This window comes from Acidovorax sp. Root217, from assembly GCF_001428645.1.
Taxonomy (GTDB): Bacteria; Pseudomonadota; Gammaproteobacteria; order Burkholderiales; family Burkholderiaceae_C; genus Acidovorax.
In genome coordinates this window covers 435,320-459,011 of the sequence record NZ_LMIH01000006.1, presented here as the reverse complement: position 1 = coordinate 459,011, position 23,692 = coordinate 435,320, and the positions used below count along the sequence as shown (strand labels likewise).

Below are 23,692 nucleotides of genomic sequence, written 5' to 3'. Positions count from 1 at the left end.
GGCCTTGCCGCATGGCCTTGGCCGAAGCCGGGACCATGCGGGTTGCCGGATTACTTGCCGCCGCGCAGCTTGGCCAGCGTGGCGTAGACCTCCTGCACCGTCTCGGCGCCGACCTTGTCGCTGTGCTTTTCCACCACGGGCTTGACCTTGGCGCGCAGCTTGTCGACCTCGGCCGGCGAGAACTCGGTCACTTGCATGCCGGCCTTCTTGAGTTCCTCCAGCGCCACATCGGCCTGCGAGCGCGAGACGCTGCGCTGGAAGGTGGTGGCCTCGGCCATGGCTTCGGTAACAGCCTTCTGGTCCGCCGGGTTCAGGCTGTCCCAGAACTTCTTGCTGACGATGACGGCCTGCGGGTTGTACATGTGGCGCGTGATCGTGAGGTGCTTTTGCACCTCGGCGAACTTGGACGAGAGGATGGTCGAGAACGGATTCTCCTGGCCGTCCACCGCCTTTTGCTCCATGGCGGTGTAGAGCTCGGGGAAGGGCATGGGCACGGCGTTGGCGCCCAGTGCGTTGAACATGTCGATGTAGATCGGCGACTGGATCACGCGGATCTTGAGGCCGGCGATGTCCTCTGCCTTGGTGATGGGCTTCTTGCTGTTGGTCAGGTTGCGAAAGCCGAGCTCCCAGTAGCCCAGGCCCACCAGGTTCTTGGCCTGCAGCTTGTCGAGCAGCTTCTTGCCGAAGGGGCCGTCGGTGACAGCATCGGCTTCCTGCGGCGAGGCGAACAGGAAGGGGAAGTCGTAGATGCCGAATTCCTTGGTCTGGGCCGAGAGGATGCCGGCGTTGAGCACGGTCATCTCCACCGTGCCGCCCTGCAGTGCCGAGACGGTCTGCAGGTCACCGCCCAGCGTGCCGCCGGGGAAGAGCTTGACCGCGATGCGGCCATTGGTCTTGGCGGCCACGAGGTCGGCGAACTTCTGCGCGCCCTGGGCCTGAGGGTGCTCCTTCTGGTTCTGGAAGGCGAACTTGATAGTGCGCTCCTGGGCGTGGGCGCCGGACAGCAGCGATGCAGCGACCAGGGCCGTGGCCAGCAGGGTCTTCACGAGGTTCATGATGAAAGTCTCCTTGGTGTAGTGGGTAGCAGAACGGAACGACGACGGTGACAGTTTCAGCCGGTGAGCCAGCGCAGCGGCACCATGACGATGGAGGGGAACACCACCAGCAGGAACATCACGAAGAACTGGGCCAGCATGAAAGGCAGCACGCCACGCGTGACCTGGTCCATGGAGATGCGCCCCACCCCGGCCACGACGTTGAGCACCGTGCCCACCGGCGGCGTGATCAGCCCGATGGCGTTGTTGATGATGAACAGCACGCCGAAGTACACCGGGTCGATGCCGGCGGCCTTGACCACCGGCATCAGCACCGGGGTCAGGATGAGGATGGTGGGCGTCATGTCCATCGCCGTGCCCACCACCATCACCAGCACCATGATGGCCACCAGCAGCAGCGTCTGGTTGCCCATGAAGGGCTCCAGCATGCCGATGACCTTGGTGGGCAGGTCGGCCACGGTGATCAGCCAGGCCGAGACCATGGCAGCAGCCACCAGGAACATCACGATGGCGCTGGTGCGGGCCGAGGCCTGGAAGATGCCTGCCAGCTGGCGCACGCCGATCTCGCGGTAGACGAACATCGCCACCAGCAGGGCATACACGGCCGCGACCACGGCCGCCTCGGTCGGGGTGAACACGCCCATGCGCAGGCCCACCAGGATGATGAGGGGCAGGCCCAGGGCCCAGACGGCTTCGCGCAGCGCCTTGCGCAGTTCGGCGCGCGAGGCCTTGGGCGGGGGCTGCACTTTCTCGTTGCGCACCAGCCACCACCAGGTGACCGCGAGCGACAGACCCAGCAGCACGCCGGGCACGATGCCCGCGAGGAACAGCTTGCTGATGGACACATTGGCGGCCACGCCGAAGATCACGAAGCCGATGGAAGGCGGGATGACCGGGGCGATGATGCCGGCCGATGCGATCAGGCCGGCCGAGCGGGCCTTGTCGTGCCCGGCAGCGACCATCATCGGCAGCAGCAGCGAGGCGAGGGCTGCGGCATCGGCCACGGCCGAGCCCGAGACGGCGGCCAGGAGCACGGCGGCCATGATGGTCACGTAGCCCAGGCCGCCGGGCATGTGGCCCACCAGCGCCAGCGCCAGCTTGACGATGCGCCGCGACAGGCCGCCGACATTCATGATTTCGCCGGCCAGCATGAAGAAGGGCACCGCCAGCAGGGGAAAGCTGTCGGCACCATTGATGACGTTCTGCGCCAGGATCTGCGCGTCGAACAGGTCCAGGTGCCACATCAGCGCAGCGCCGCTGAGCAGCAGGGCATAGGCGATGGGGATGCCGATCGCCATGGCGAGAAGCAGGGATCCGAGGAAGATGGCGACGGTCATGGGCGGGTGTCCTGTGGGCGTGCGGTGCGGCGGATCAGGGGCGCTTGGCAGGCAGATCGGAATCGACCCCATTGCGTTGTGCCAGCGCGGACAACTCCTCACTCTCCTGCACCATGACCAGCTCCTGTTCGGACAGTGGGGTGAACAGCGTGCGCAGCAGATCGCGCAGCAGGATGGCGATGCCCGAGGCGCCCATGAGCACGCCGCTGGCGTAGAAGATCGCCACCGATGCGCCGGTGACGGGGGCCTCGGTCTCCCAGTTGATCAGCATCTGCGCCCAGCTGCCCGACAGCAGCAGCCAGGAAACGAAAATCATCGCCACCTGCGCCAGTGCCAGGCAGGCGCGCTTGCCGGCGGGCGGCAGGCGCGAGACCAGCATGTCGGTGCCCAGGTGGCCGTGCTCGCGCAGTGCCACGATGGAACCCATGAAGGTGAGCCACACGAACAGCCAGCGCGAAAGCTCTTCGGAGATGGTGATGCCCGAGTTGAGCGCATAGCGCGCCACCACGTTGCCGAAGACCAGCACCACCATCAGGGCCAGGCAAAGGCCTCCGAGCATGTCGAGCAGGCGGGTGTATCGCCCCAGCAGGCGGTCGGTCCATTCCAGCATTGCCAGTCTCCGGTCGTTGTGATCGAGATTTTGTACGAACTGGTTAGTATTTAATCCAGGTACAAACCCTGATCCCCCGCAGCCGGGGCGTGGTTGCCGCGAAAGCTCAGGGGCGCAGGAAGCGCACGATCATCTCGACGATGGATTCGCGGCGCTCGGCCATGGCGGCCGGCGAGTCGAGCGTGCGCTTGAAGATGGCGCCGAAGGTGTGCCGGTTGGAGACGTTGAAGAAGCACAGCGCCGAGATCGACATGTGCAGATCAACCGGGTCCACGTCGGGCCGGAAGACGCCTGCGCCCACGCCGCGCTGGTAGACCTTGTGCACCGCATGAATGACCGGGATGTTGAGCTCCTGGATGGTCGTGGAGCGGCTGATGTACTCGCCGCGGTGCATGTTCTCGTTCATCACCAGGCGGATGAAGTCGGGGTTGGCCAACTGGTAGTCGAAGGTGAAGCCGACCAGGGTGCGCAGGGCCTGCTCGGGCGCCAGGTCTTCCAGGTGCAGCTCCGACTCGATCTGCCGGATGCGGCGATAGGCTTCCTCCAACACCTTGACGTACAAGCCTTCCTTGCTACCGAAATAGTAGTAGATCATGCGCTTGCTGGTGCTGGTGAGCGCCGCGATCTCATCGATGCGGGCACCGGCCAGGCCTTTGTCCGCGAACTCCGCCGTGGCCACCTGCAGGATGTTGGCCATCGTGCGGTCGGGGTCGTTCACGCGTACACGCTCGGCACCGGGGGTGGCCGCAGCCTCGCGCGCAGCGCGTTGCCGCGCCGGGCGGCTGGCACTGGCGGATGGCTGGGGATTTTGAACCGTTTCGTCCATATGCGCCAAGCATACGGCAAGGGCCAGCCCCTCTGGCCCCTCCGGTGCGATCAAGAGGGCTTGGTGTCTGCGAAGCTCGGGCGCTGCATGAGCTTGTCCAGCAGCTTGCCCAGGTTGGGGTACTCGCTGCGCCAGGCTACGTCCGGGAAGCGGAATTCGAGCCAGCCCAGGGCGCAGCCCACGGCGATGTCCGACAGGCTCAGGTGGATACCACTGCAGTAGGGTTTGTCGCCCAGGCCCTGGCTCATGGACTTAAGGCTGTCGTTGACCTTGCGCATCTGGCGGTCGATCCAGGCCTGGCTGCGCTCGCTGTCCTTGCGGTGGGCCCAGGTGGCTTCCAGGCGGGCGAGGATGGCCGCGTCCACCACACCGTCGGCCAGGGCTTCCCAGGTCTTGACCTCGGCACGCTCACGGCCCTGGCTGGGGATGAGCTTGCCCACAGGAGAGAGGGTGTCCAGGTACTCGACGATCACGCGCGAGTCGAAGACGGCCTCGCCGCCTTCCATCACCAGGCAGGGCACCTTGCCCAGCGGGTTGGAGGTGGCGATGCTCGTGTCGTCGGCCCAGACGTTTTCCTGCACGAACTGGTAGTCGAGCTTCTTTTCGGCCATGACGACGCGCACCTTGCGTACATAAGGGCTGGCGGAGGCTCCGATCAATTTCATGGGGTGGTTTCCAGTGCGCGGGATAAGCTGACGTTACACGACCGATTCTATCGGCTGCGCCCCCTGGCGCCTGTCCCGCAAGCCCCCCGCATGGGGGATACCAGAACGCGCAGGAGCGCCTGTAGCGGCCTGCCACGAGAGCTGCAGCGCACTGGTGCAGATTTGCAACAGCTTGTCTGCGGCGCACCAGGCCACCGGGTGCACTGGGCGGATTGGGGTTTCCCCGTGCGTGCAGCCTACAATCTGGCCCCATGAGCCTGTCCACCATCACTGCCCTGTCGCCGCTCGACGGCCGCTATTCCAACAAACTCGCCGCCCTGCGCCCCATCATGAGCGAGCACGGCTACATGCACCGGCGCGTGCAGGTGGAAGTGGCCTGGTTCATCGCGCTGTCGGACGCAGGCTTTGCCGAGTTCAAGCCGCTGACTACCGGCGCGCGTGCCTACCTTTTGGGCCTGGTGAAGAATTTCTCGGAAGCCGATTCGGCCGCCATCAAGGACATCGAGAAGACCACCAACCACGACGTGAAGGCCGTGGAATACTGGATCAAGAGCAAGTTCGAGGCGCGCCCCGAGCTGGAAAAGGCCGCCGAGTTCGTGCACTTTGCCTGCACCAGCGAAGACATCAACAACACCAGCCATGCGCTGCAGTTGCGCTCGGGCCGAGACCAGGTCGTGCTGCCAGGACTGGACCGCGTGGTGCTCAAGCTGCGCGAGATGGCCCATGCCTACGCCGACGTGCCCATGCTCAGCCGCACCCACGGCCAGACGGCCAGCCCCACCACCGTGGGCAAGGAGATGGCCAACGTGGTGGTGCGCCTGCAGGCCGCCTGCGAGCGCATTGCCGGCGTGAAGATTCTGGGCAAGATGAATGGCGCCGTGGGCAACTACAACGCCCACATGTCGGCCTGGCCCGATTTCGACTGGGAAGCGTTCAGCAAGAAGGTCATCGAAACCCCCGAGCCCCTGGGCCTGGGCCTGACCTTCCAGCCCTACAGCATCCAGATCGAGCCGCACGACTATATGGCCGAACTGTTCGATGCCGTGGCACGTGCCAACACCATCCTCGTGGACCTGTCGCGCGACATCTGGGGCTATGTGAGCCTGGGCTACTTCAAGCAGCGCCTGAAGGCCGGCGAGATCGGCTCCAGCACCATGCCGCACAAGGTCAACCCCATCGACTTCGAGAACGCCGAAGGCAACCTGGGCCTGGCCAATGCGCTGCTGCGCCACCTGTCGGAAAAGCTGCCCGTCAGCCGCTGGCAGCGCGACCTGACCGACAGCACGGTGCTGCGCAACATGGGCGTGGCCCTGGGCTACGCCGCGCTGGCGTATGCCTCGCTGCTGACCGGCCTGAACAAGCTCGAGCTCAACGAGGAAGCCCTGGCCGAGGATCTGGACTCATCCTGGGAAGTGCTGGCCGAGCCGATCCAGACGGTGATGCGCCGCTTTGGCGTGCAGGGCGCGTACGAGAAGCTCAAGGAAGTCACGCGCGGCAAGACCGTGACGGCCGAGGCGCTGCACGGGCTGATCCAGTCGCTGGAAATCCCGCAGGCCGAGAAGGACCGCTTGCTGGCGATGACGCCGGGCAGCTACACCGGCAAGGCAGCAGCGCTGGCCCGTCGGGCCTGAGCAGTTTCTGCCGCAAGCCCTGAGCCCAGCGGCCCAGGCGCGGCATGCCCGCGACGAAAATCGCCTGTGCCCTGTGGCGCATGGTGATTTCCTATTTTCACGGCCTCTGTTGCCTGCACACGAGCATGGGCAGCGGTCAATTGTTGTTCAGTGAGACCGCATGGCCATCAAATCCACCATCTTCAAGGCGAATCTGCAGATCGCCGACATCGACCACGGCTATTACGCGGACCATGCGCTGACGCTGGCGCGGCACCCGAGCGAGACCGACGAGCGCATGATGGTGCGCCTGGCGGCGCTGGCCATCCATGCGCACGACCTCAACGACATCTGCAATGGCGACGGCACGCTGGCCTTTGGCGCCGGTCTGTCGGACCCGGACGATCCAGACGCGTCGCTGACCGATTTCACGGGCAGGAAGCGCGTGTGGATCGAGGTCGGCCAGCCCGAGGACAAGCCGCTGACCAAGGCCTGCAGCAAGTCCGACAGCGTGGTGGTGTACTGCTTCAACCACGCGGCCGAGATCTGGTGGAAGGGCATCGAGACCAAACTCTCGCGTCTGGAAAAACTGCAGGTCTGGCGCATCCCCACTGAGGCATCGCAGGCCCTTGCGGCCCTGGCCGAGCGCAGCATGCAGCTGCAGGCCACGGTACAGGAGAGCGCCCTGACGCTGAGCAGCAATCTGGGCAGCGTGGTCGTGGAGCCGGTGCGCTGGAAGTAGGGCGGTAGCGGAGCCCGCTCCGCTCAGTCCAGGGGCATCAGGGCACCACAGTGCCAGCACTGCTCGAAACCACCTTCCACCGTCTCACCACAACGGCACACCCAGTGGCGCTGCGGGATGTTCTGCAGGTCCTGCAGCAGGGTGCGCGCACGCGTGGCGTGCTCATCGTATTCGAGCCAGATCTCGGGCAGGCACTGGTCGGGCGGCAGGTGGCCAGCGACGGCGCCCAGATACTGGCGCTGCACCGAGGCGGTCATGCCGGCCTCGCACAGGATGTCGGCCCAGAGCGTGGCAATCGCGATGTTGGGGGCCTGGGTCAGTCGCAGCATGGCCCCACCATACCGGTTTGGGGGCGCGGCGTACAGGGGCCGCTATGCCTGGCGGAGCCGGCTCCGTGCCGGGGGCACCGGTAAGCCTACAGCGGCCTCTGGCACCGGGGGCTTCGCCGATGGCCCTTCTGCCGCGCGCTCCGAGTACCGGTTGAAGCGCCAGGCCGAGTGCTCCAGCGTGATGCGGCGCCACACACTGCGCTTTTCAGCTGCGGTGTAGGCGAGCCAGTGCTGCACCTCGTCGAAGCTGCGGCCGCAGCCCTTGCATTGGTCATCGCCCTGGCTGGTGGAGCAGATGGCGATGCACGGGGTGTCGGGCGTGGTGTCGTACCAGGCCTTCCATGCCGCCATGGCCTCTGGCGGAAAGCTGGCCTCGTCCGCCTCGTCCTCGTGCCAGTAGACCATCAGCGCATACACCTCGGCCAGGGCCCGGATCTGCGGCGCCAGGGTCATGCCATCGGGCGAGGGGGAGCGCTCGCGCCAGTGGTTGATGGCGGCTTCGATGTCGGTGATGTGGATGGACGAGGGGGGCATAAAAAAAGAGCCCCCGCCAGGTTCTAACCGGCAGGGGCCCGGAGCATAACCGGCCTTGCCCGGCATGCGGGCAAGGAGGTTAATCGGCTCAGTTGTTGCCCAGCGCAATGCCCTCACGCCGCGGATCAGCGCCGCCGGCGTAAGTACCCGCTGCAGGGTTGCGCGAGAGCAGGCCGGCATTGCCGTTGGCACGCACGCCGTTGAACACCACGCCGTGCAGGCCGCTGGCAAAGGTATCGGTCTGCGCCACGGTGTGGCCACGGGCCCTGAGGCCATCGCGGATGGCGGCCGTGTCGATGACCGAGCCCTTCTCGATGGAGGTGGTGGCGTTGGTCTGCGCGCCGAAGTTGGGCAGGTTGATGGCCTGCTGCACGTTCAGCCCCCAGTCGGTCATGCCCAGGATGCTCTTGGCGGTGTACTGGATGATGGCGCTGCCGCCGGGCGATCCGATGGCCCCTTCGAAGTCGCCGGTGGCGGCATTGAAGATGATGGTCGGCGCCATGGAGCTGCGCGGCCGCTTGCCAGGCTGCACGCTGTTGGCGATGGCCTTGCCGGCGGAGTCGGTGGCGGTGAACGAGAAGTCGGTGAGCTGGTTGTTCAACAGGAAACCGCGCACCATCTGCAGGCTGCCGAAGCCGTTCTCGATGGTGGTGGTCATCGATACGGCATTGCCCGAGGCATCGACGATGGACAGGTGGGTGGTGGAAGGCAGGTTCAGCGAGCTGTCGGCACCGCGGGATGCCACCACGCCGGGAGGCGTGCCGGCCACGGGCGTGCCGATGCTGCGCTGCATGTCGATCAGGCGCGCACGGCCCTTGAGGTAGTCGGCATTGATCATGCCGGCCTGGGGCACGGCAACGAAGTCCGGGTCGGCCACGTACAGGGCGCGGTCGGCATAGGCCAGGCGGTAAGCCTCGGAGACCACATGCACCGAGTCAAGCGTGTTGGGCTTCATCGCCGCCAGATCGAAGCTTTCGAGCATGCCCAGGGTCTGCAGCACGGCGATGCCGCCCGAACTGGGCGCGGGCATGCCGCAGACGCGGTACTTGGTGCGGTACACGCCGCACACGGGTTCACGCACCTTGGCGGTGTAGTTGTTCAGGTCGGACAGCGCGAGCTTGCCGGGGTTGGTGGGGTGGCCCGAGACCTTGGCCACGATGTCGGCGGCGATGGCGCCCTTGTAGAACGCATCCGCGCCGCCAGCGGCAATGGTGCGCAGCGTGGCAGCCAGCTCGGGGTTCTTGAGCAGGGTGCCAGTGGACTTGGCCGTACCGTCTGCCTTGAGGAAGTAGCTGGCGCCGGGTTCGCCCTGGGCCTTGATGCGCGCGGCCGAGCCGGCGATGGAGACGCTCATGCGCTCGGAGATCGCAAAGCCATCTTCGCTGAGCTTGATGGCGGGATCGAAAAGGTCCTTCCACGGCAGCTTGCCATGCGCCTTGTGCGCGGCTTCGAGCATGCGCAGCACGCCTGGGGTGCCCACGGAGAGACCACCGTCCACCGCGGTCAGGAAGGCCAGCGGGTTGCCATCGGCACCGATGAACAGGTTGGGCGTGGCGGCCATGGGCGCGGTCTCGCGGCCGTCATAGGCCAGCAGCCGGTTGGCGCCCTTGTCGAAGTGCAGCATGAAGGCACCGCCGCCAATGCCCGACGATTGCGGCTCCACCAAGTTGAGCACCATCTGCACGGCGATGGCCGCATCGATGGCGCTGCCGCCCTTGGCCAGGATGGCGGTGCCGGTCTGCACGGCCAGCGGGTTGGCCGCAGCGACCATGTCCTTGTTGGCATAGGCGATGGTCTTGGGCGTGTAGCCCGAGGGCGGCTCGGGCGGCACGTACTGCTCCACGGGCTCGGCGATGGGGGTGTCGTTGCTGCCTCCGCAGGCAGCCAGAGCGGCCACGGCGGCTGCGCTGAGCAGGGCGAGCTGCCAGCGGCGCCCGGTAGTGGAGATGGTCATGGGTCTCGGTCCTCGATCCAGTGGGGAAAGGCGGGGATGCAGCCTGCGGGTGGTGCAGATGCATGGCGAAACACATGATAGTCACGGTTTTGTCACACCGCAAAGGCAAAAAGGTGCCGATCAAAATGCGTGGCGGCATGTGCTCGTTATCCCTTTGGTGCCAGCCGGCCGCGCTCTGCGGGGCTTGCGTTCACGGACGGGGGATGGTCCAATTGCGACTTCGAAGGGGAGTAGCTCCCGCCACGCACCCGCACTGCGCCCACAGGGCACAGCCATCGCGTGGCATCGGACCTGTCGTCAATACGAAGCGAAACACCGCTTCCGGCAGGCCGGGTTCAGCGCGCAGGAAGGGCGCTGGGCCGAGCAAGACCTTTGATGGGCCCTCTGTGGGCTGATCAAGGCCGCCCTCCCGATTCGACGACCCGCGCAACGCGGGCGAGCCCTTGATCCTCCGACCGCAGGCCCTCTATCCCCCGGATGGACTTGGCGCTACATTGTCGCCAAGCCCTCCTTTTATCTACCGATATTGAGGAATTTATGGAATTTTTGGCTTCGCCCGAATTCTGGCTCGCGCTGGGACAGATCATCATCATCGACATCCTGCTGGGTGGCGACAATGCGGTGGTCATTGCCCTGGCCTGCCGCAAGCTGCCCCCCGCGCAGCGTACCAAAGGCATCATCTGGGGCACGGCAGGCGCCATCGTTCTGCGCGTGATCCTGATCGCCTTCGCCATGACCTTGTTGGCGCTGCCGTTCCTCAAGTTCGTGGGCGCGGTGCTGCTGGTGTGGATCGGCGTCAAGCTGCTGGCCCCCGATGAAGATGGCCACGGTGACGTGCAGGGCAGCGACAAGCTGCTGGCCGCCATCAAGACCATCATCGTCGCCGACCTGGTGATGAGCGTGGACAACGTGATCGCCATCGCTGGCGCTGCACAGAACGCCGGCGAGCACCAGTTCCTGCTGGTGGTGCTGGGCCTCCTGATCTCGATCCCGATCATCGTCTGGGGCAGCCAGCTGGTGATCAAGCTGATGGAGCGCTTCCCGTTCATCATCACGCTGGGCGGGATGCTGCTGGGCTGGATCGCTGGCGGCATGCTGGTGACCGACCCGGTCTTCTCCAATCCTGACAAGTGGCAGTGGATGATCAAGATCCCGCAGACCGACATGATCAGGTATGGTGCAAGCGTGGCAGGTGCCTTGCTGGTGCTGGCGCTTGGCAAGATGATCCTGGCACGCCGCACTGCCACTGCCGCCCCGGTGGAACACGGTTGAGCGGACTTCAATGACCCCATGGGCTGACTGCGGGGCGCTCGCCGAGCGCCTTTGGCGGCAGCCCCCGACCAGGGAGCTTACGCATATGGACAAAGTCATCGTGTACGTGGACGACGCAGACCATGCACAGCAGATCCTCGCGCCCCTGTTTGCGCGCGGTTCGGCGGGCAATACGCATTGGGTGCTGGTGGCGTGCGCGCCACGCATGACCCATCGCATCAGCAAGTGGGTCAGCCACAGCGCGCGCGAAAACTGGCGCGCCAAATGGGCCGACAAGCTGTTCGCCCAGGTGGTGCCGGGCCTCAGGGCCCACCCCGACCACGTCACCATGGTGCTGGCCAAGGGCCCGCTGCCGGAGCTGACGGACCGGCTGCAGGCCGACATGGGCAGCACCAAGGCCCAGGTGGTGGACGCGCGCCGCCCCAAGCTGGATGCAATGGCCCCCGATGCGGGCACGCCCGTGCCGGCCGGCGGCCGCTGGTCGCTGCCGGGCACGCTGAGCAGCCTGTTTGCCAGCGTGGGTTTGCTGATGGTGCTGGGCACCGAGTAACCAGGCTTCGAGGGGAAGGTGGTCGAAGTGTTCCGGCCGCCTGCGCGCCCTCCCTCTCGCCACAGCCAAATGCTATCCTGTGGCCCATGATCCGACTTCTTCTGAAATGGCTGCTCAGCGCCGCATCGCTGCTGTTCGTGGCCTATGTCTACAGCGGTGTGGTGGTGCAGAGCTTTCCGTCGGCGCTGATCGCAGCTTTCGTGATCGGCCTGTTCAATGTGATCTTGCGCCCCATCCTCGTGGTGCTGACACTGCCCGTGACCATTGTGACGGTGGGGCTGTTCCTTTTTGTCATCAACGCGCTCATGTTCTGGGCTGCGGCGAGCGTGCTCGATGGCTTCCAGGTCACCGGCTTTGCTGCCGCGCTGATCGGCTCGCTGATCTACTCGCTGCTCGGCGTGGTGATCGAATCAGCGCTCGGCGGCCTGTTCACGAAGAAGTGATTCCATGGCCTTGAGGCGGGTGTCGATGATGGACGCCTCGAAGTGGTCCGCTGACGCACCGCTGCGCTTGGCCAGGTCCTGCCCCGCCTTGAAACGGTCTACCGCTGCGGCATAGTCATAGCGCGTGGCATGGGCCTCGGCCTCGGCACGGACAGCCCGCAGGGGCTGGCCGTTGGCCTGCCACACGGTGGCCATCAACTGCCACACGGTGGCGTCCCGCGGGTGGTTGGCGATCCAAGTCTGCAGCGCCCCCGTGACCTCGCCCGAGCGACCGAGCTTGAGCAACGCGCGGGTGCGCAGCAGCAGCTCCGGCCGGTGGTCGTTGGCGGCCCCTGCAGGCAGCGCAGCGAGGGCCGCGTCGGCATCGCCAGCGGCCAGTTCGATTTCTGCCTTGAGCAGTTGCGCCAGCCGCTGGGCTGGCAGGTCGCCACGGACCTGCGCCTCCAGCAGCGCCCAGGTCGTGCGTGCCGCCTTGGCATCGCGCAGCTGGCTGCTCCCCAGGGCCGAGGCATAGAGGATGGCCGCCTTGCGCGGCGCGCTCTGGCTTGCAAAGCCGGTGCTGGCCGGTTCCGCGATCCACTGGCGCTGGGTGTCCACCCCTGGATTGGAGAGCACCCGCGCTCGCGCGGAGGCCATGGCGTGCTCCTGCGTGGACACGGGGGCGGGCTGTTGTGCCTTGCCCGGCGGCAGACGCGACTGCATGTCGGCCATGCGCTGCGTGGTCAGCGGGTGGCTGCGCAGGTAGGGCCAGGAGCCGTTGTCGTTGATGCGGTTGGCCTGCTGCAGCTTGTCGAACATGCTCACGAAGCCCTGGGGAGCGAACCCCGCGGGCTCCATCAGCCCGTAGCCGACGCGGTCGGCCTCGCGCTCCATGTCGCGCGAGAAATTGAGCTGCGTCTGCATGGCCAGCGCCTGCCCCCCGACCACCATGGCCTGCGCGGCACCCGGGTTCTTGCTGGCCGCCAGGGCCCCGAGGATCATGGCACCCAGGAGCAGGGGCGTCTGTTTGCTCTGCTGCGCGATCAGCCGAGAGATATGGCGCTGGGTGACGTGGCTGAGCTCATGCGCCAGCACCGAGGCCAGTTCGTCGCGCGAAGTCACCACGCCGATCAGGCCCAGGTGCACGCCCAGGTAGCCGCCCGGCAACGCAAAGGCATTCACCGAGCGGTCGCGCCCGAGCAGAATCTCCCACGCAAAGCGCTCGTCCAGCTCCGGCGAGAGTTCACCGCGCTTGCGCGCCGCATCCATCAGCGGCAGCCACAGGCTCTGGACATACTCGGACAGCACAGCATCGTCGATATAGTCCGGGTCGCGGTACAGCTCGCGGATGATGCGGTCACCCAGTCGCCGCTCCCCACTGGTGGTGAGCTCGCTGCCGTCGCCCAGGGTGGGGAGTTGGGCGTGGGCCAGACGCACAGGGAGAATGGCCGTACTGGCCAGGGCGAGCACCAGGGATGTCACCACCGCGCGCGCACGCCAGAGGCGGTGCGCCCGTGGGACCTGGCGCCCGGTCCCCACGCGGATGTCGCTTGAAGCCAGCGTGTGGGCCGCACCAGGGTGGTCGCCCGCTGCCGGGCCATATACAGGTTCGATAGGCAGGGTGGGGAGGGTCGCCACGCTTGGGATTTTCCGCATGGACCGTATGATGCCCTGACGCTCCAGTGTTTCCCCGAGGATTCAACTGGTTACCAAGAAATCGCCTGCCGCCTGCCATAGCCGTCTCCGGCAAAAGATCCCATGTCCAACCCTGATCAGACCTCCACGCCAACCCTCACTCACTTCGATGCCCAGGGCCAAGCCCACATGGTGGACGTGGGCGCCAAGCCCGCGACCCACCGCATCGCGGTTGCCACGGGCCGCATCGAGATGCAGCCTGCCACGCTGGCCATCATCGAGGCCGGCACCGCCAAGAAGGGCGACGTGCTGGGTATTGCACGGATTGCCGGCATCCAGGCGGCGAAGAGGACGAGTGATCTGATTCCGTTGTGCCATCCGCTGGCATTGACGCGGGTGGCTGTGGAGTTTGAGGTGGCTGGTGTGCAGCATCCTGGCGTGATCGGGATCGCCTGCACGGCCACCGTTGAAACCGTGGGCCAGACGGGGGTGGAGATGGAGGCAATGACTGCGGTGCAGATTGCCTTGCTGACGATTTATGACATGTGCAAGGCGGTGGATCGGGAGATGGTGGTGGAGGGAGTGCGGTTGGCCGAGAAGCGTGGTGGCAAGTCCGGAGAATACATCCACTGCGGCCATTCTTAACCTCTCATCGTGAGAATTGATGCTGCACGAGCAGCAACTACGGCTCCAATATTATAAACCGCATTGCAAAATTCCAGCGCAGTATTCTATACTGTAAACCAATATTTAGGTACCCATTCGGATGGGATTGCGTGCGCGACAACCGTCTTGATAAAATACTCAACGGCATTCGGATGGTGCATATTTAGCGGGCATATTTGCGAGCACCCGATTCCCCAGTCCACGGGCCGTGGCCACGGCTCCGGTTGCACTCGTACAAGCCCAATCAATCGGTCCTATTGCCGCGGCAACCGGTACGGCGTTATTTGCATTCGGGGCTAAATTGATATAGGCGCCATTCAAAGAGATCGGCATCCCATTACCAGCCGTAGCTGAAACCGCAATAGAAATAACCCATGGAGAAGAACCTGCCGCGCAGATTGCGGCGGTTGGCGCAGCGGTTCCCGCCCCCACGCAATAATTCAAAACGTATTTTGAAGATTTTTGGATTGGCGGTATATTATTAAGAGCGCCGGCAGCAGCATCTAGCCCGGTGGTACTATCGGAAAGAAAAGCTTCGCTCATTATTGTTTTCGCAGCCGAGCCAGCAAGAATAACCTCGCTGATTTTTGCACGTATAGTATAGTCCTGGTATGCAGGGAGAGCAATTGCGGCCAATATTCCAACGATTGCAACCACAACCATCAACTCTATGAGGGTAAACCCTTTGTTGAATAAACGCATTTTGTAACCTCGATTAGGTAATTTAATCAAACGCCACCATCAAGAACTGCAAAACCCATCAAACCTCGAAAAATGGAATTCACATAATCAATAGAGTGCTTCACCATATTTGAATTCCGTTAACATGTTTTGATCTGTAACTTTTTCAAACTTCCGAGTCGCGGCCTTCTGGGCTAAATCCAACTCAACAAAAGGCTCGTTCAGAAATTCATCAATTTTTGAAATCGAACCGGAATTGAAAAATTCTTTGCCCTGGATTTTTAGTGCTGAGTACAAATCTTTTATCCGGCGCGAATTCTTTTGAGCGCGAAAGTCAAAATTGGCGGCATATACAAAGTTTTTATACCTATAAACATTGGGAAATACATTGGCAGCCGTATAAAACGCATCGCCTGAACCCGTCGCATTGAATGCGAGTATTGCCCCCTCTGCCATTCTATGTTTCACTATTTCCATGAAATCTGAAGAAAGAAGCAAGCTGGAGTTGGCACGCCAATGCCAAGTTGTGTTCATAATCACAACATCATATTTTTGATTTTTATTGTTTCGAAGCCATCTTCGTGCGTCGTCCACCACAACGTTCACTCGCGGGTCCCTGAGGGCCTCTGATTGAAAGGGGTATGCCTTGGCTGCATCCAAGTACCCTGGATTGATCTCTACTACATCAATATGCTGAACATCTTGAAATGTATTTACCAAGGCTAGCCATGTTCCGATTGAAAGACCGACCATCAGAACTCTTTTTGGCTCCGGGTGCAAAGCAACGGCAAGCAGTGGTCGTTGAAGGCCATTCGTATTCAAGCCCGGGTCCAAGTTAGTTGTTCCATCATATACATTTCCGCCAAAAATCGCATCGTCTCCTTCCTTCTTGTGAATAATGGTAATTATTCCGTGGCGATTCTCTACAATGGTCTTTGCTCGGCCCGGGTTTTGATTTGCCATTTGCACTAGTTCATGCGGGTCCTGCTTCATGGTCAGCACAACAAGAATTACTGTCACAACAGCAAAAAACAACGTCGCCAAACTTCGGTGGTGAGCTTTCAAAAGAAGCAAAGAAAGGACCATGGATGCGATCAGTTGAAAAACACCGATGATGGCAAAGCTATTCTGGAGGCTGAACGAGTCTAAGAGTAAGTAACCCGTTACCAGCGGTCCAAGTGCAGCACCGAGCACGTTTGACGTATAGACTGCTGCGAACCTGCGCCCCTGTTTTCCCTCGTTTCCTTGATCAGCCCCTAGATGGTGAGCAATTGGAAAGATGAAGGCAATGACCACTGAAGAGGAAGAAATCACCAAGAATGCGCTCAATGGATCTTCAATACCGTGAGAGGTCATCCATCCAAACAAAGCAGGCAACATGAAAGTAAGAATTCCCGCAAACCCAAGCAGGATGATAGAGTATTTCCAAAGTACGGAATGATCTGCATTCCTCTTGCATGCGCGACTGCCCATGTGTGCACCAATTGCAATACCAATCAGATACGCCATGAGGACGAAACCGAATGCAAGCGGTATCGAGTATCGAGAAAACCCATACAGCCTAACCCAAAGTATTTCGACACTTAGACTTGCAAAGCCACAAATAAATGACAAAACGGGTGCATATTTATTATTATTGATCATGTTAATGCTCAACTCGAGTTGACAGCAAAACAGCGGTCAGAGCCAAAAGAGAAACAAGGACATTTCCAGAAGCAGCTGCGAGAATGCTGTGAGAAATCGTCAGAGCAGGGAACATGACGAAAGGCACAATTGCGGCACCAACAGCAGCACCCATAGTATTTACAAAGTAGAGCATTCCCACAGATACCCCGATATTTTCTTTTGACTCGTTGATCAGCAAGGTCAAAATAGGAAGCGTCATACCCATCAAAGTCGTTGGAACGACAAGGAACAAAAAGGAAATAACTGAGCTGACGCCGATACCTCCGCCTGCAGCCGCAAGGTAGTAATCAATCATTGGCAATGTAATCACAGTAGCTGCGCCATAGGCAGCGATTGACAACTCAACCGATATGTATATTTTTAAACGCATGGACGAATATTTATCCGCAACCCATCCACCAATCATTCCACCAAAACCAATACCCAGCATGAACACGGAAACCACGATGGTGACGGAATCCATGTCTACTCCAATTATTCCATAGAGCGATCTTTGCCAACAGATTTGATAGACAAGAGCGCTCACCCCTGATACAAAAAAACTCACCAATATTAGCACCGTGACCATAAAATCCCCAAAAATTCCATCCCAGATAATCTAGCCAGCCGAAATAAAGCAGAAATTTCTTTTTTTCGCTGAGTCAAAATTAATCAAAGCGCCGGAGACGCCAACCAATCGCGTCTTTTCTCGCCCCCCCTGCTTCTCCAAGAGATTCTCGCTATCATTTCTACCCAATACATTAATACCAGAAATTTCAAGAAGCGTGGAAGAAAGTGCTCCGGTGGTAAATGGTGCATTCTTGTTCGCGAGCAACTTTTCCCAGATGTCTCCTCTTACATTCCGCATCTCAGCGCTGAACCAGACAATGAGAGGAACATGATAAGCAGACTCAGTAAAACGCGAGGCGTCTCTGTATTTACATTTACCGCCAGGTAAATCAACCCCATGATCCGAAAAATATGCAACAACAGCCTTGGAGGCGCTCTTACTTACAAGACGTATTACTTCCGCTAAAAAGTAGTCAGTGTAAACCACACTATTGTCATAGCTGTCATTCAGCAACATCTCCTCTGAGACATCCCCACCCCTAGACTCATCGAAAATTCCAAACTCCTTGGGATATCTCTGCTTATAGTCAAAATGACTACCCATTGTGTGAAGAACTACTAATTTTTTTCCATTTTCTTTCAACACTTCAGCCAGAGGACTGATCAGCACCCCATCGAAACTCCCCGACGAATCGAATGTAGCCGGATTGAAAAATCTAACGACTGCAGATTCTCTTGCATGAACGGCAATTGAAGAATCAAACTTACCAAAGGGTGCCTGATTAGAGTACCAATATGTTTTGTATCCGGCCTCTTTAAATGCAGTGATAAAGGATGGGTCTGGATTTAAATCAACACTGCCATCAGGTCGCAATGCCGGGCGATTCGACAAAACACCAGGAACTGCACTTCGTGTAGCCGTTGACAATGCAATCACGTCCCCGAATACGACCATGTTGCTTTCTTTTGAAAGGCGTGGATTTGTTTCCCGTTCGTAACCGAGCAAGCTCCATCGACCAGCGCTAGAAGACTCGCCGACAACGATCACAACTAATTCTGGCATTTCCACATGTTGCGATAGCTTTATATTGACCTTCTTACTTGCTATTGCGGCCTGCACTCCTGCCATCTTGTTCTCTTCAATGCCGTATTGTTGAAATGCTACGACTATATTTACTGGAAAAATATCGAGCCACTGCTGACTCCACCCTTGGGCAACACGACCATCAAACGGATTAGACGAATCTTTTTTAGCAATCCAAGGCGGCATCCCAAGATTAGCGTAGGAGATAAAAATAATGAGAGGCAAGGCGGTAAGCGCCAGCAATCTCGTCTTCTGTGGCCACTCCAACCCTTGACGGTATGATGCCAACAAGGCCGCGCAATAGACACCAATCCAAAGTGATGAAACAGGAATCAACTTTTCGCCATATGCCAGGAAAAAATTGACCGTTTCGGCCGCGGATGTTTCCAATACCAGCGCCATCGATTGCGGAGATACAGGCACACCTAAATTGATGCGCGACCAGAGTTCGATAGGCACCAGGATTGCCAATGGTAATGCCACCAGGAGCCCGATCCATATCTTCTTCAGCACGGAAAAAAAGACAACCAATATGGATGAAGAAAAAAACAGCGCTTCACCATATCGGATATATTGAGTTGGAGTTCCGTCAAGGGTAGCCGTCAAACTAGCCGAAACAAATACCCCACAGAGGGCATAAAATAATAGCCACGCAAAATTCCGCCTGGCATTTTCCATTGAGAGGGAAGGCATACGGCTACCCTCTATTCTCAAAACCCATCGACATGGGAATAGCCGCGAATTCGCGCTGTGACGGGGTCAATAATTACCACCCAATCTGTGGACTTGCGACTAACGAGAGGCAGCCACCGAAGTTCATCCGGATTTTTGGTCTCAGAGTCCAGCGCAGTTTGAACAGCCTTTTGTAGAGAATTCTGCAGAACGTTCGATTGATCCGGTCGTCGAGCATTTAAATCGACTACAGATCGGGATTTCACAAGAACTTCCGGCACTTGCGATTGATAATCCTGCCACCAACTTGGCCGTTGACCTGGCTCAACTCCCTGAAGTGATGCATCAATGCTCGCAAATTTTTCTTCCCCAGTGTGAGCACGCCTTGCCGCGAGCACGCGAGGCGCCGATAGCGTCCAGGGATTGACCCATTCAGGCCAGCGATCAGCTTCAGATTCATCCAAGTCAGCATATCCAACTGCTCTGAATCTATCCACTTCAAAAACGATCGCCAAAGGATGAGTTTGACTAAGAGTATGAACTCCGTAGCCGAGAGCTGTCAATTGAAGCACAAGGATAAATCCCAAGTCCATCAGCAGTTCTTTCTTTTCCTTCTTGGGATCAAAGACAATCAATGTCAATATCGGTCCGCAAACTACATCTACGCACAGTACCAGTAGCAGAATCCCCATCCCTCCCGATATTTCTCCCCAAGGCTGAACAAACCAGGTAGAAAATGCAACATAAGCGAGCAAAGAAATAACAATACCTGAAGCCACCAAATGGGCTCCCGCCGCCCGCATGGCAAACAACCAACGATTGCTGCTGAAATTGAAACCGCGCATATCCAATTAATTTTCCAAAAAAAATGCCCGCGAATGCGGGCATTTCATACCTCATCCGCAACTAGCGAATAATTAACGGCATTCAGATGGTGCGTACTTGGCTGGCAGGCCGTTGGCTGCATCCAGAACCTTGTTGCCCAATCCGCGCGCGGTGGCCGTAGCATCAGTGGTGCTGGTGCATGCCCAGTCGATGGCGCCTTGTGCAGTCGACGAAGGAGTAAGCTTTTGCACGTTGGGCGAGAAATTCAGAACCTTGCCATTCAAGCCCGTGGGAATACCATTGCCCGCAGTAGCAGCAACCGCTACGGTGATGTTCCATGGGGAAGCCGTTGCGATGACCACATCGTCAACATACTTGGATTGCTTCTGCGAAGAGCTAACCGCCGCATAGGCAGTGGCTGCAGCCGTCAGACCGGTAATACCGTCCGTTTGGAATGCTTCGGACATCAGCGACTTGGCAGACGACGCAGCGATAACGGCTTCCGAAACCTTCGCGCGCACCGTGTAGTCTTGGTAAGCAGGCAAAGCGACAGCAGCCAAAATACCGATAATCGCCACAACGATCATCAATTCGATCAGGGTAAAGCCCTTTTGCATGGAACGCTTCATATAAATTCTCCTGGGAGTCGGTTGCAAGTGAACACCTGTCGAAAATTTCTCCAGGCTGACTCCACATCAGCAGGTTCCGTGCCACCCCTCTAACACTGCGTCACCGGGCCTGAACCGCTCCCCCAAATGGGTCATTTGTCACCAAAGTGTTTCCCCACCACCACTGAGGGCTTCATCGCGACATTCTTGTCACACCACAAACGTCACCATCTGCAACACAGTCGTCAGAACTCGAACTCGTCCCCTGCCTTGAGCCAATAAATGTCATGCGGAGCGGCCCCCCGGAGCCCCGCGCTCTGGTCGAAGCGGCGGATCTCTTCCATGATCAGCTCAGTCTCTGACGGCTTGGTATGGGTGATGTAGATGGGGCAGCACTTGCCGGGCGTCAGTTGGGCCAGTTCCTGCGCCAGGGTGTGGGGTGACAGATGCAGGCTGCGCTGGGCCAGGGCGGTTTCGCGGTTGCTGAAGGCGGTCTCGATGACCAGCATGGTGACGGGCAAGGCATTGACGCGTTGCCAGAAGTCCGGGTTGCGGCCCGTGTCACCGCTGAACACCCACCAGCCAGTGGTTCCGGCCACCGCGTAGCCCACGGCAGGCACCGTATGCACGGCAGGCAGAACCTCCAGGTGCACGCCTTCGACGTGCAGTCGCTCCCCTACCGAGATCGTCTGGTACTGCAGAAACGGCTGATCGGGCGTGGGAATGCGGCTGAAGTCCGGCCAGATGACATTGTTGAACATATGCGCCTGCAGGGCGGCGATGGTGCCGGGCAGCGCGTGCACCTGTACCGGGCTGCTGCGCAGCGACGACACCGCATCCAGCATCAGCGGCAGTGCCGCAATGTGGTCCAGGTGGGAATGCGTGAGGAACACATGATCGATGCGCCGCATTTCGTCCAGCGCTAGGTCGCCCACCCCTGTCCCTGCATCGATGAGGATGTTGTCATTGACCAGGAAGGAGGTGGTCCGGCAATCTTTGGCGATGGCCCCGGAGCACCCCAGTACGCGAACCTTCATGTCATGCAGTCCTGTTTGTTCCGTCTGTCTCTTCTGGCTGTCTGTTGTTCGTCTGCGTCTGCCGGCTACTTGGTATCGAATTGGGTGGCACCATCCCAGTCCGGCTGGAAGGGTAACACCCGCAGGGCCTCCATGCGGCCGGCATACAGCGAATACAGGATGCTCGCAGGTTGCAATGCCTGCAAATTCTGCAAAAGCAGGGCACATGCATCCCATTCCTGGGCCCGGTAGCTGGCGAGGAACTCGTGCCACAGGGCCAGTTGCTGCTCCCGCTCGGGCGACAGCGGCTCGGCCACCGTGCCCACGGGCGTGTAGATGGTGACTGCCTGGGCCTTGCCCTTCACGCGCACCCGGTCCAGCTCCTGCCAGATGAATCCCGGGGCCATGGCACGGGTCGTGTCGCTGACCACCACGGTCACGCCGTAGGTCTTGGACAGCCCTTCCAGACGGGAGCCCAGGTTGACGGCGTCGCCGATCACCGTGTAGCTGCGCCGGATGTCCGAGCCCATGTCCCCCACGCACATGGTGCCGGTGTTCAGGCCGATGCCCACGCCGATCTCCGGCAGGCCCTTGCTGCGGTGCTCTTCGTTGAGCTCGGCCACGGCCCGCACCATGTCCAGCGCGGCCATGACCGCCATGTGGGCATGCTCCGGGGTCACCACCGGGGCCCCCCAGAACGCCATCACGCAGTCGCCCATGTACTTGTCGATGGTGCCGTGCCGGCTGCGCAGGATATGCGTCAGGCGGCTGAACACGCCATTGAGCAGCGCCTGCAGCTGCAACGGCTCCATGCGCTCCGACAGGGCGGTAAAGCCGCGCATGTCGCAGAACATCACCGTCAGTTCCTGGTTGGTAGCCTGCATGCTGTAACGCTCGGGCTCCTTGACCATTTCGTCCACCAGCTCGGGCGGCACATAGGTGCCGAACAAGGTGGCCAGCTCCCGCTTGGACCGGCTTTCCACGAAATAGCCGTAGACCATGTTCAGCGCGAAGGCGGAAAGCGCCATCACCAGGGCCGTTGCCAGGGGCATGACCAGGCCATGCGCCAGGTACAGCCAGAGATTGCCCCCCACCAAGCCTGACACCAGGGCCGCACTGAGCAGTACCGCCCACCCCGCCGTCAGCAACGGAAGCAGCAATGCCAACAGCAGGCCGGAAAACAACAGCTGAAGCACGTCAAAGCCCCGCGCGTATTCCGGCTGGACGATGTTCGTGCCGTCCAGAAAAGCCGACAGCACATTGGCATGCGTCTCCACACCAGGATAATTTCTTGCCACGGGAGTCGCGCGCAGATCCACCAACCCGGGTGCAGTGGATCCGACGAGCACCATGCGGTCCTTCAGACTGCCCGCCGTCAGCCGCCCTTCCAGTACATCGCTGGCCGAGATGTAGCGAAACGACCCTCCCGTTACATCGCCCAGACCGCGGTAGGGCACCAAGGCGGTCAGCCTGTCGTCGACCGGCAGCGTGAGGGAGCGTCCGCCCGTGCGCAGAATGAGGCCCTGCAGCACATCATGGTCCCCCTCTGAGCGTGCGTAGAGCGGATACAGGTCCGGCATGCCCAGTGCGGTCCGCAGCATGGCCAGGGCCAGCGACTCGTAGTAGCGCCCCTGGTACTCCGCCAGCAGCGGCAAGGCGCGCACGATGCCATCGGGGTCGGTGGCGGAATTGAAGAATCCGGCCGAGGCAGCCGCCAGAGCGAACGTCTCTACATTTCCGCCATAACCGACCCAGGAGGTAGAAGCGAGGGGACGCCCCCGAAGGCGTTCCACAGGCAGCGCAGGTTCGGGCAAAGCGCCCCGACTCCGGCCATCGCGGTCACTGGTAAAGTAGTACCCCAGCACCACGGGCCGACCCCGCAGCGATTCGGCAAAAAGCGCATCGTAGTCCAGCGACGGTGCCAGACGGCTAAGCTGCTCGGAAAAGCCGGGTTGCCCGCGCAAGGGACCATCGGCCAGGCGCCGCAGGTTCGCTAGGCCCGAGCTGGAGTCAGGCTCCGCGAAGAGCACGTCGAAACCGAGCACCGCAACCTGCTGGCGCTCCAGCAGTTCTGTGGCCAAGCGGGCCATCTTGTCGCGCCCCCAGGGCCATCGGCCCACACGCTCCAGGCTGTGCTCATCGATATCGACGATGACGATGCGCTCGTCCATCGTGCGCGGCATGGTCGCCAGCAAGCGGGTGTCGTAAACAATGCTCTCAAGCCGGTCCAGCACCGGCAGGTGCAGGATACCCACCACATGCAGCAGCGCAAACGCCAGCGGGAGCATCGTCACCGCCATGCGACGCCAGCGGCGCGCCAACCAGTGGGCGATCCGTTGGCGCATGGACCTAACCCGGCAGTGC

Annotated in this window: 23 protein-coding genes; 6 read left to right on the top strand and 17 right to left on the bottom strand. The window is 60.6% G+C overall.

Features of this window, described 5'->3' with window-relative positions; genetic code table 11:
- Positions 1-50: 50 nt before the first annotated feature.
- The 5 genes from ASE31_RS06130 to ASE31_RS06110 all read right to left on the bottom strand — a co-directional run bounded on the left by ASE31_RS06130 (position 51) and on the right by ASE31_RS06110 (position 4,493).
- On the bottom strand, positions 51-1,055 hold the full coding sequence (locus tag ASE31_RS06130; protein WP_057200629.1) for a TRAP transporter substrate-binding protein: 1,005 nt from the start codon (positions 1,053-1,055) through the stop codon (positions 51-53).
- Between the two features lie 56 nt (positions 1,056-1,111).
- Positions 1,112-2,392 carry a TRAP transporter large permease gene (locus ASE31_RS06125; protein ID WP_057200628.1) on the bottom strand — a complete coding sequence of 427 codons (1,281 nt, stop codon included), beginning with the start codon at positions 2,390-2,392 and terminating at the stop codon, positions 1,112-1,114.
- 34 nt (positions 2,393-2,426) lie between these two features.
- Positions 2,427-3,002: a TRAP transporter small permease gene (locus tag ASE31_RS06120; protein WP_057200627.1), complete on the bottom strand. Its 576-nt coding sequence runs from the start codon at positions 3,000-3,002 to the stop codon at positions 2,427-2,429.
- A 106-nt stretch (positions 3,003-3,108) separates the two neighbouring features.
- Complete coding sequence (locus ASE31_RS06115) at positions 3,109-3,828, bottom strand: TetR/AcrR family transcriptional regulator (protein ID WP_057200626.1); 720 nt, start codon at positions 3,826-3,828, stop codon at positions 3,109-3,111.
- Between the two features lie 50 nt (positions 3,829-3,878).
- Entirely contained in the window at positions 3,879-4,493 is a 615-nt protein-coding gene (locus ASE31_RS06110) for a glutathione S-transferase N-terminal domain-containing protein (RefSeq protein ID WP_057200625.1), read from the bottom strand.
- A 251-nt stretch (positions 4,494-4,744) separates the two neighbouring features.
- On the opposite strand from ASE31_RS06110, the gene purB reads away from it, so the two are divergent.
- Positions 4,745-6,124 (top strand): adenylosuccinate lyase, encoded by a 1,380-nt coding sequence (gene purB, locus ASE31_RS06105; RefSeq protein ID WP_057200624.1) that lies wholly within the window; start codon positions 4,745-4,747, stop codon positions 6,122-6,124.
- 160 nt (positions 6,125-6,284) lie between these two features.
- Complete coding sequence (locus tag ASE31_RS06100) at positions 6,285-6,845, top strand: YaeQ family protein (protein ID WP_057200623.1); 561 nt, start codon at positions 6,285-6,287, stop codon at positions 6,843-6,845.
- A 23-nt stretch (positions 6,846-6,868) separates the two neighbouring features.
- Here the strand turns inward: ASE31_RS06100 and ASE31_RS06095 are convergent, their stop codons facing one another.
- From ASE31_RS06095 to ggt, 3 genes are all read right to left on the bottom strand, one after another.
- On the bottom strand, positions 6,869-7,174 hold the full coding sequence (locus ASE31_RS06095) for a hypothetical protein (RefSeq protein ID WP_057200622.1): 306 nt from the start codon (positions 7,172-7,174) through the stop codon (positions 6,869-6,871).
- A 42-nt stretch (positions 7,175-7,216) separates the two neighbouring features.
- Entirely contained in the window at positions 7,217-7,708 is a 492-nt protein-coding gene (locus tag ASE31_RS06090) for a DUF3717 domain-containing protein (protein ID WP_057200621.1), read from the bottom strand.
- Positions 7,709-7,796: 88 nt separating this feature from the next.
- The gene (ggt, locus tag ASE31_RS06085) at positions 7,797-9,662 is read right to left on the bottom strand and encodes a gamma-glutamyltransferase (protein WP_057200620.1); all 1,866 of its coding nucleotides are present in this window, start codon (positions 9,660-9,662) and stop codon (positions 7,797-7,799) included.
- 537 nt (positions 9,663-10,199) lie between these two features.
- Between ggt and ASE31_RS06080 the strand changes: the two genes are divergently transcribed.
- From ASE31_RS06080 to ASE31_RS06070, 3 genes are all read left to right on the top strand, one after another.
- The gene (locus tag ASE31_RS06080; protein ID WP_057200619.1) at positions 10,200-10,934 is read left to right on the top strand and encodes a TerC family protein; all 735 of its coding nucleotides are present in this window, start codon (positions 10,200-10,202) and stop codon (positions 10,932-10,934) included.
- A gap of 85 nt (positions 10,935-11,019) precedes the next feature.
- Complete coding sequence (locus ASE31_RS06075; protein ID WP_057200618.1) at positions 11,020-11,484, top strand: hypothetical protein; 465 nt, start codon at positions 11,020-11,022, stop codon at positions 11,482-11,484.
- Positions 11,485-11,573: 89 nt separating this feature from the next.
- Positions 11,574-11,927, top strand: coding sequence for a phage holin family protein (locus ASE31_RS06070; protein WP_057200825.1), 354 nt, complete (start codon positions 11,574-11,576; stop codon positions 11,925-11,927).
- Here the strand turns inward: ASE31_RS06070 and ASE31_RS06065 are convergent.
- Positions 11,895-13,388, bottom strand: coding sequence for a M48 family metalloprotease (locus ASE31_RS06065; RefSeq protein ID WP_369819438.1), 1,494 nt, complete (start codon positions 13,386-13,388; stop codon positions 11,895-11,897). The genes ASE31_RS06070 and ASE31_RS06065 overlap by 33 nt on opposite strands.
- A 276-nt stretch (positions 13,389-13,664) precedes the next feature.
- On the opposite strand from ASE31_RS06065, the gene moaC reads away from it, so the two are divergent.
- Positions 13,665-14,186 (top strand): cyclic pyranopterin monophosphate synthase MoaC, encoded by a 522-nt coding sequence (gene moaC, locus ASE31_RS06060; protein WP_057200616.1) that lies wholly within the window; start codon positions 13,665-13,667, stop codon positions 14,184-14,186.
- A 159-nt stretch (positions 14,187-14,345) separates the two neighbouring features.
- Here moaC and ASE31_RS30870 read toward each other — a convergent pair whose 3' ends face one another.
- The 8 genes from ASE31_RS30870 to ASE31_RS06045 all read right to left on the bottom strand — a co-directional run bounded on the left by ASE31_RS30870 (position 14,346) and on the right by ASE31_RS06045 (position 23,673).
- Positions 14,346-14,909 carry a pilin gene (locus tag ASE31_RS30870; RefSeq protein WP_082604039.1) on the bottom strand — a complete coding sequence of 188 codons (564 nt, stop codon included), beginning with the start codon at positions 14,907-14,909 and terminating at the stop codon, positions 14,346-14,348.
- An 87-nt stretch (positions 14,910-14,996) separates the two neighbouring features.
- Positions 14,997-16,532, bottom strand: coding sequence for a spermidine synthase (locus ASE31_RS30865; RefSeq protein WP_082604038.1), 1,536 nt, complete (start codon positions 16,530-16,532; stop codon positions 14,997-14,999).
- Position 16,533: 1 nt separating this feature from the next.
- A complete protein-coding gene (locus ASE31_RS31455) occupies positions 16,534-17,037 on the bottom strand; it encodes a hypothetical protein (protein ID WP_157412371.1) in 504 nt (167 codons plus the stop codon).
- A 135-nt stretch (positions 17,038-17,172) separates the two neighbouring features.
- Entirely contained in the window at positions 17,173-18,900 is a 1,728-nt protein-coding gene (locus ASE31_RS30860; RefSeq protein WP_082604037.1) for a phosphoethanolamine transferase, read from the bottom strand.
- 17 nt (positions 18,901-18,917) lie between these two features.
- A complete protein-coding gene (locus ASE31_RS31450; RefSeq protein WP_235514284.1) occupies positions 18,918-19,724 on the bottom strand; it encodes a hypothetical protein in 807 nt (268 codons plus the stop codon).
- Between the two features lie 72 nt (positions 19,725-19,796).
- The gene (locus ASE31_RS06055; RefSeq protein ID WP_057200615.1) at positions 19,797-20,333 is read right to left on the bottom strand and encodes a pilin; all 537 of its coding nucleotides are present in this window, start codon (positions 20,331-20,333) and stop codon (positions 19,797-19,799) included.
- Positions 20,334-20,557: 224 nt separating this feature from the next.
- Positions 20,558-21,349 (bottom strand): MBL fold metallo-hydrolase, encoded by a 792-nt coding sequence (locus ASE31_RS06050; protein ID WP_057200614.1) that lies wholly within the window; start codon positions 21,347-21,349, stop codon positions 20,558-20,560.
- Between the two features lie 65 nt (positions 21,350-21,414).
- Positions 21,415-23,673, bottom strand: a complete 2,259-nt coding sequence (locus ASE31_RS06045; protein ID WP_057200613.1) for a CHASE2 domain-containing protein — start codon at positions 23,671-23,673, stop codon at positions 21,415-21,417.
- Positions 23,674-23,692 lie beyond the last annotated feature (19 nt).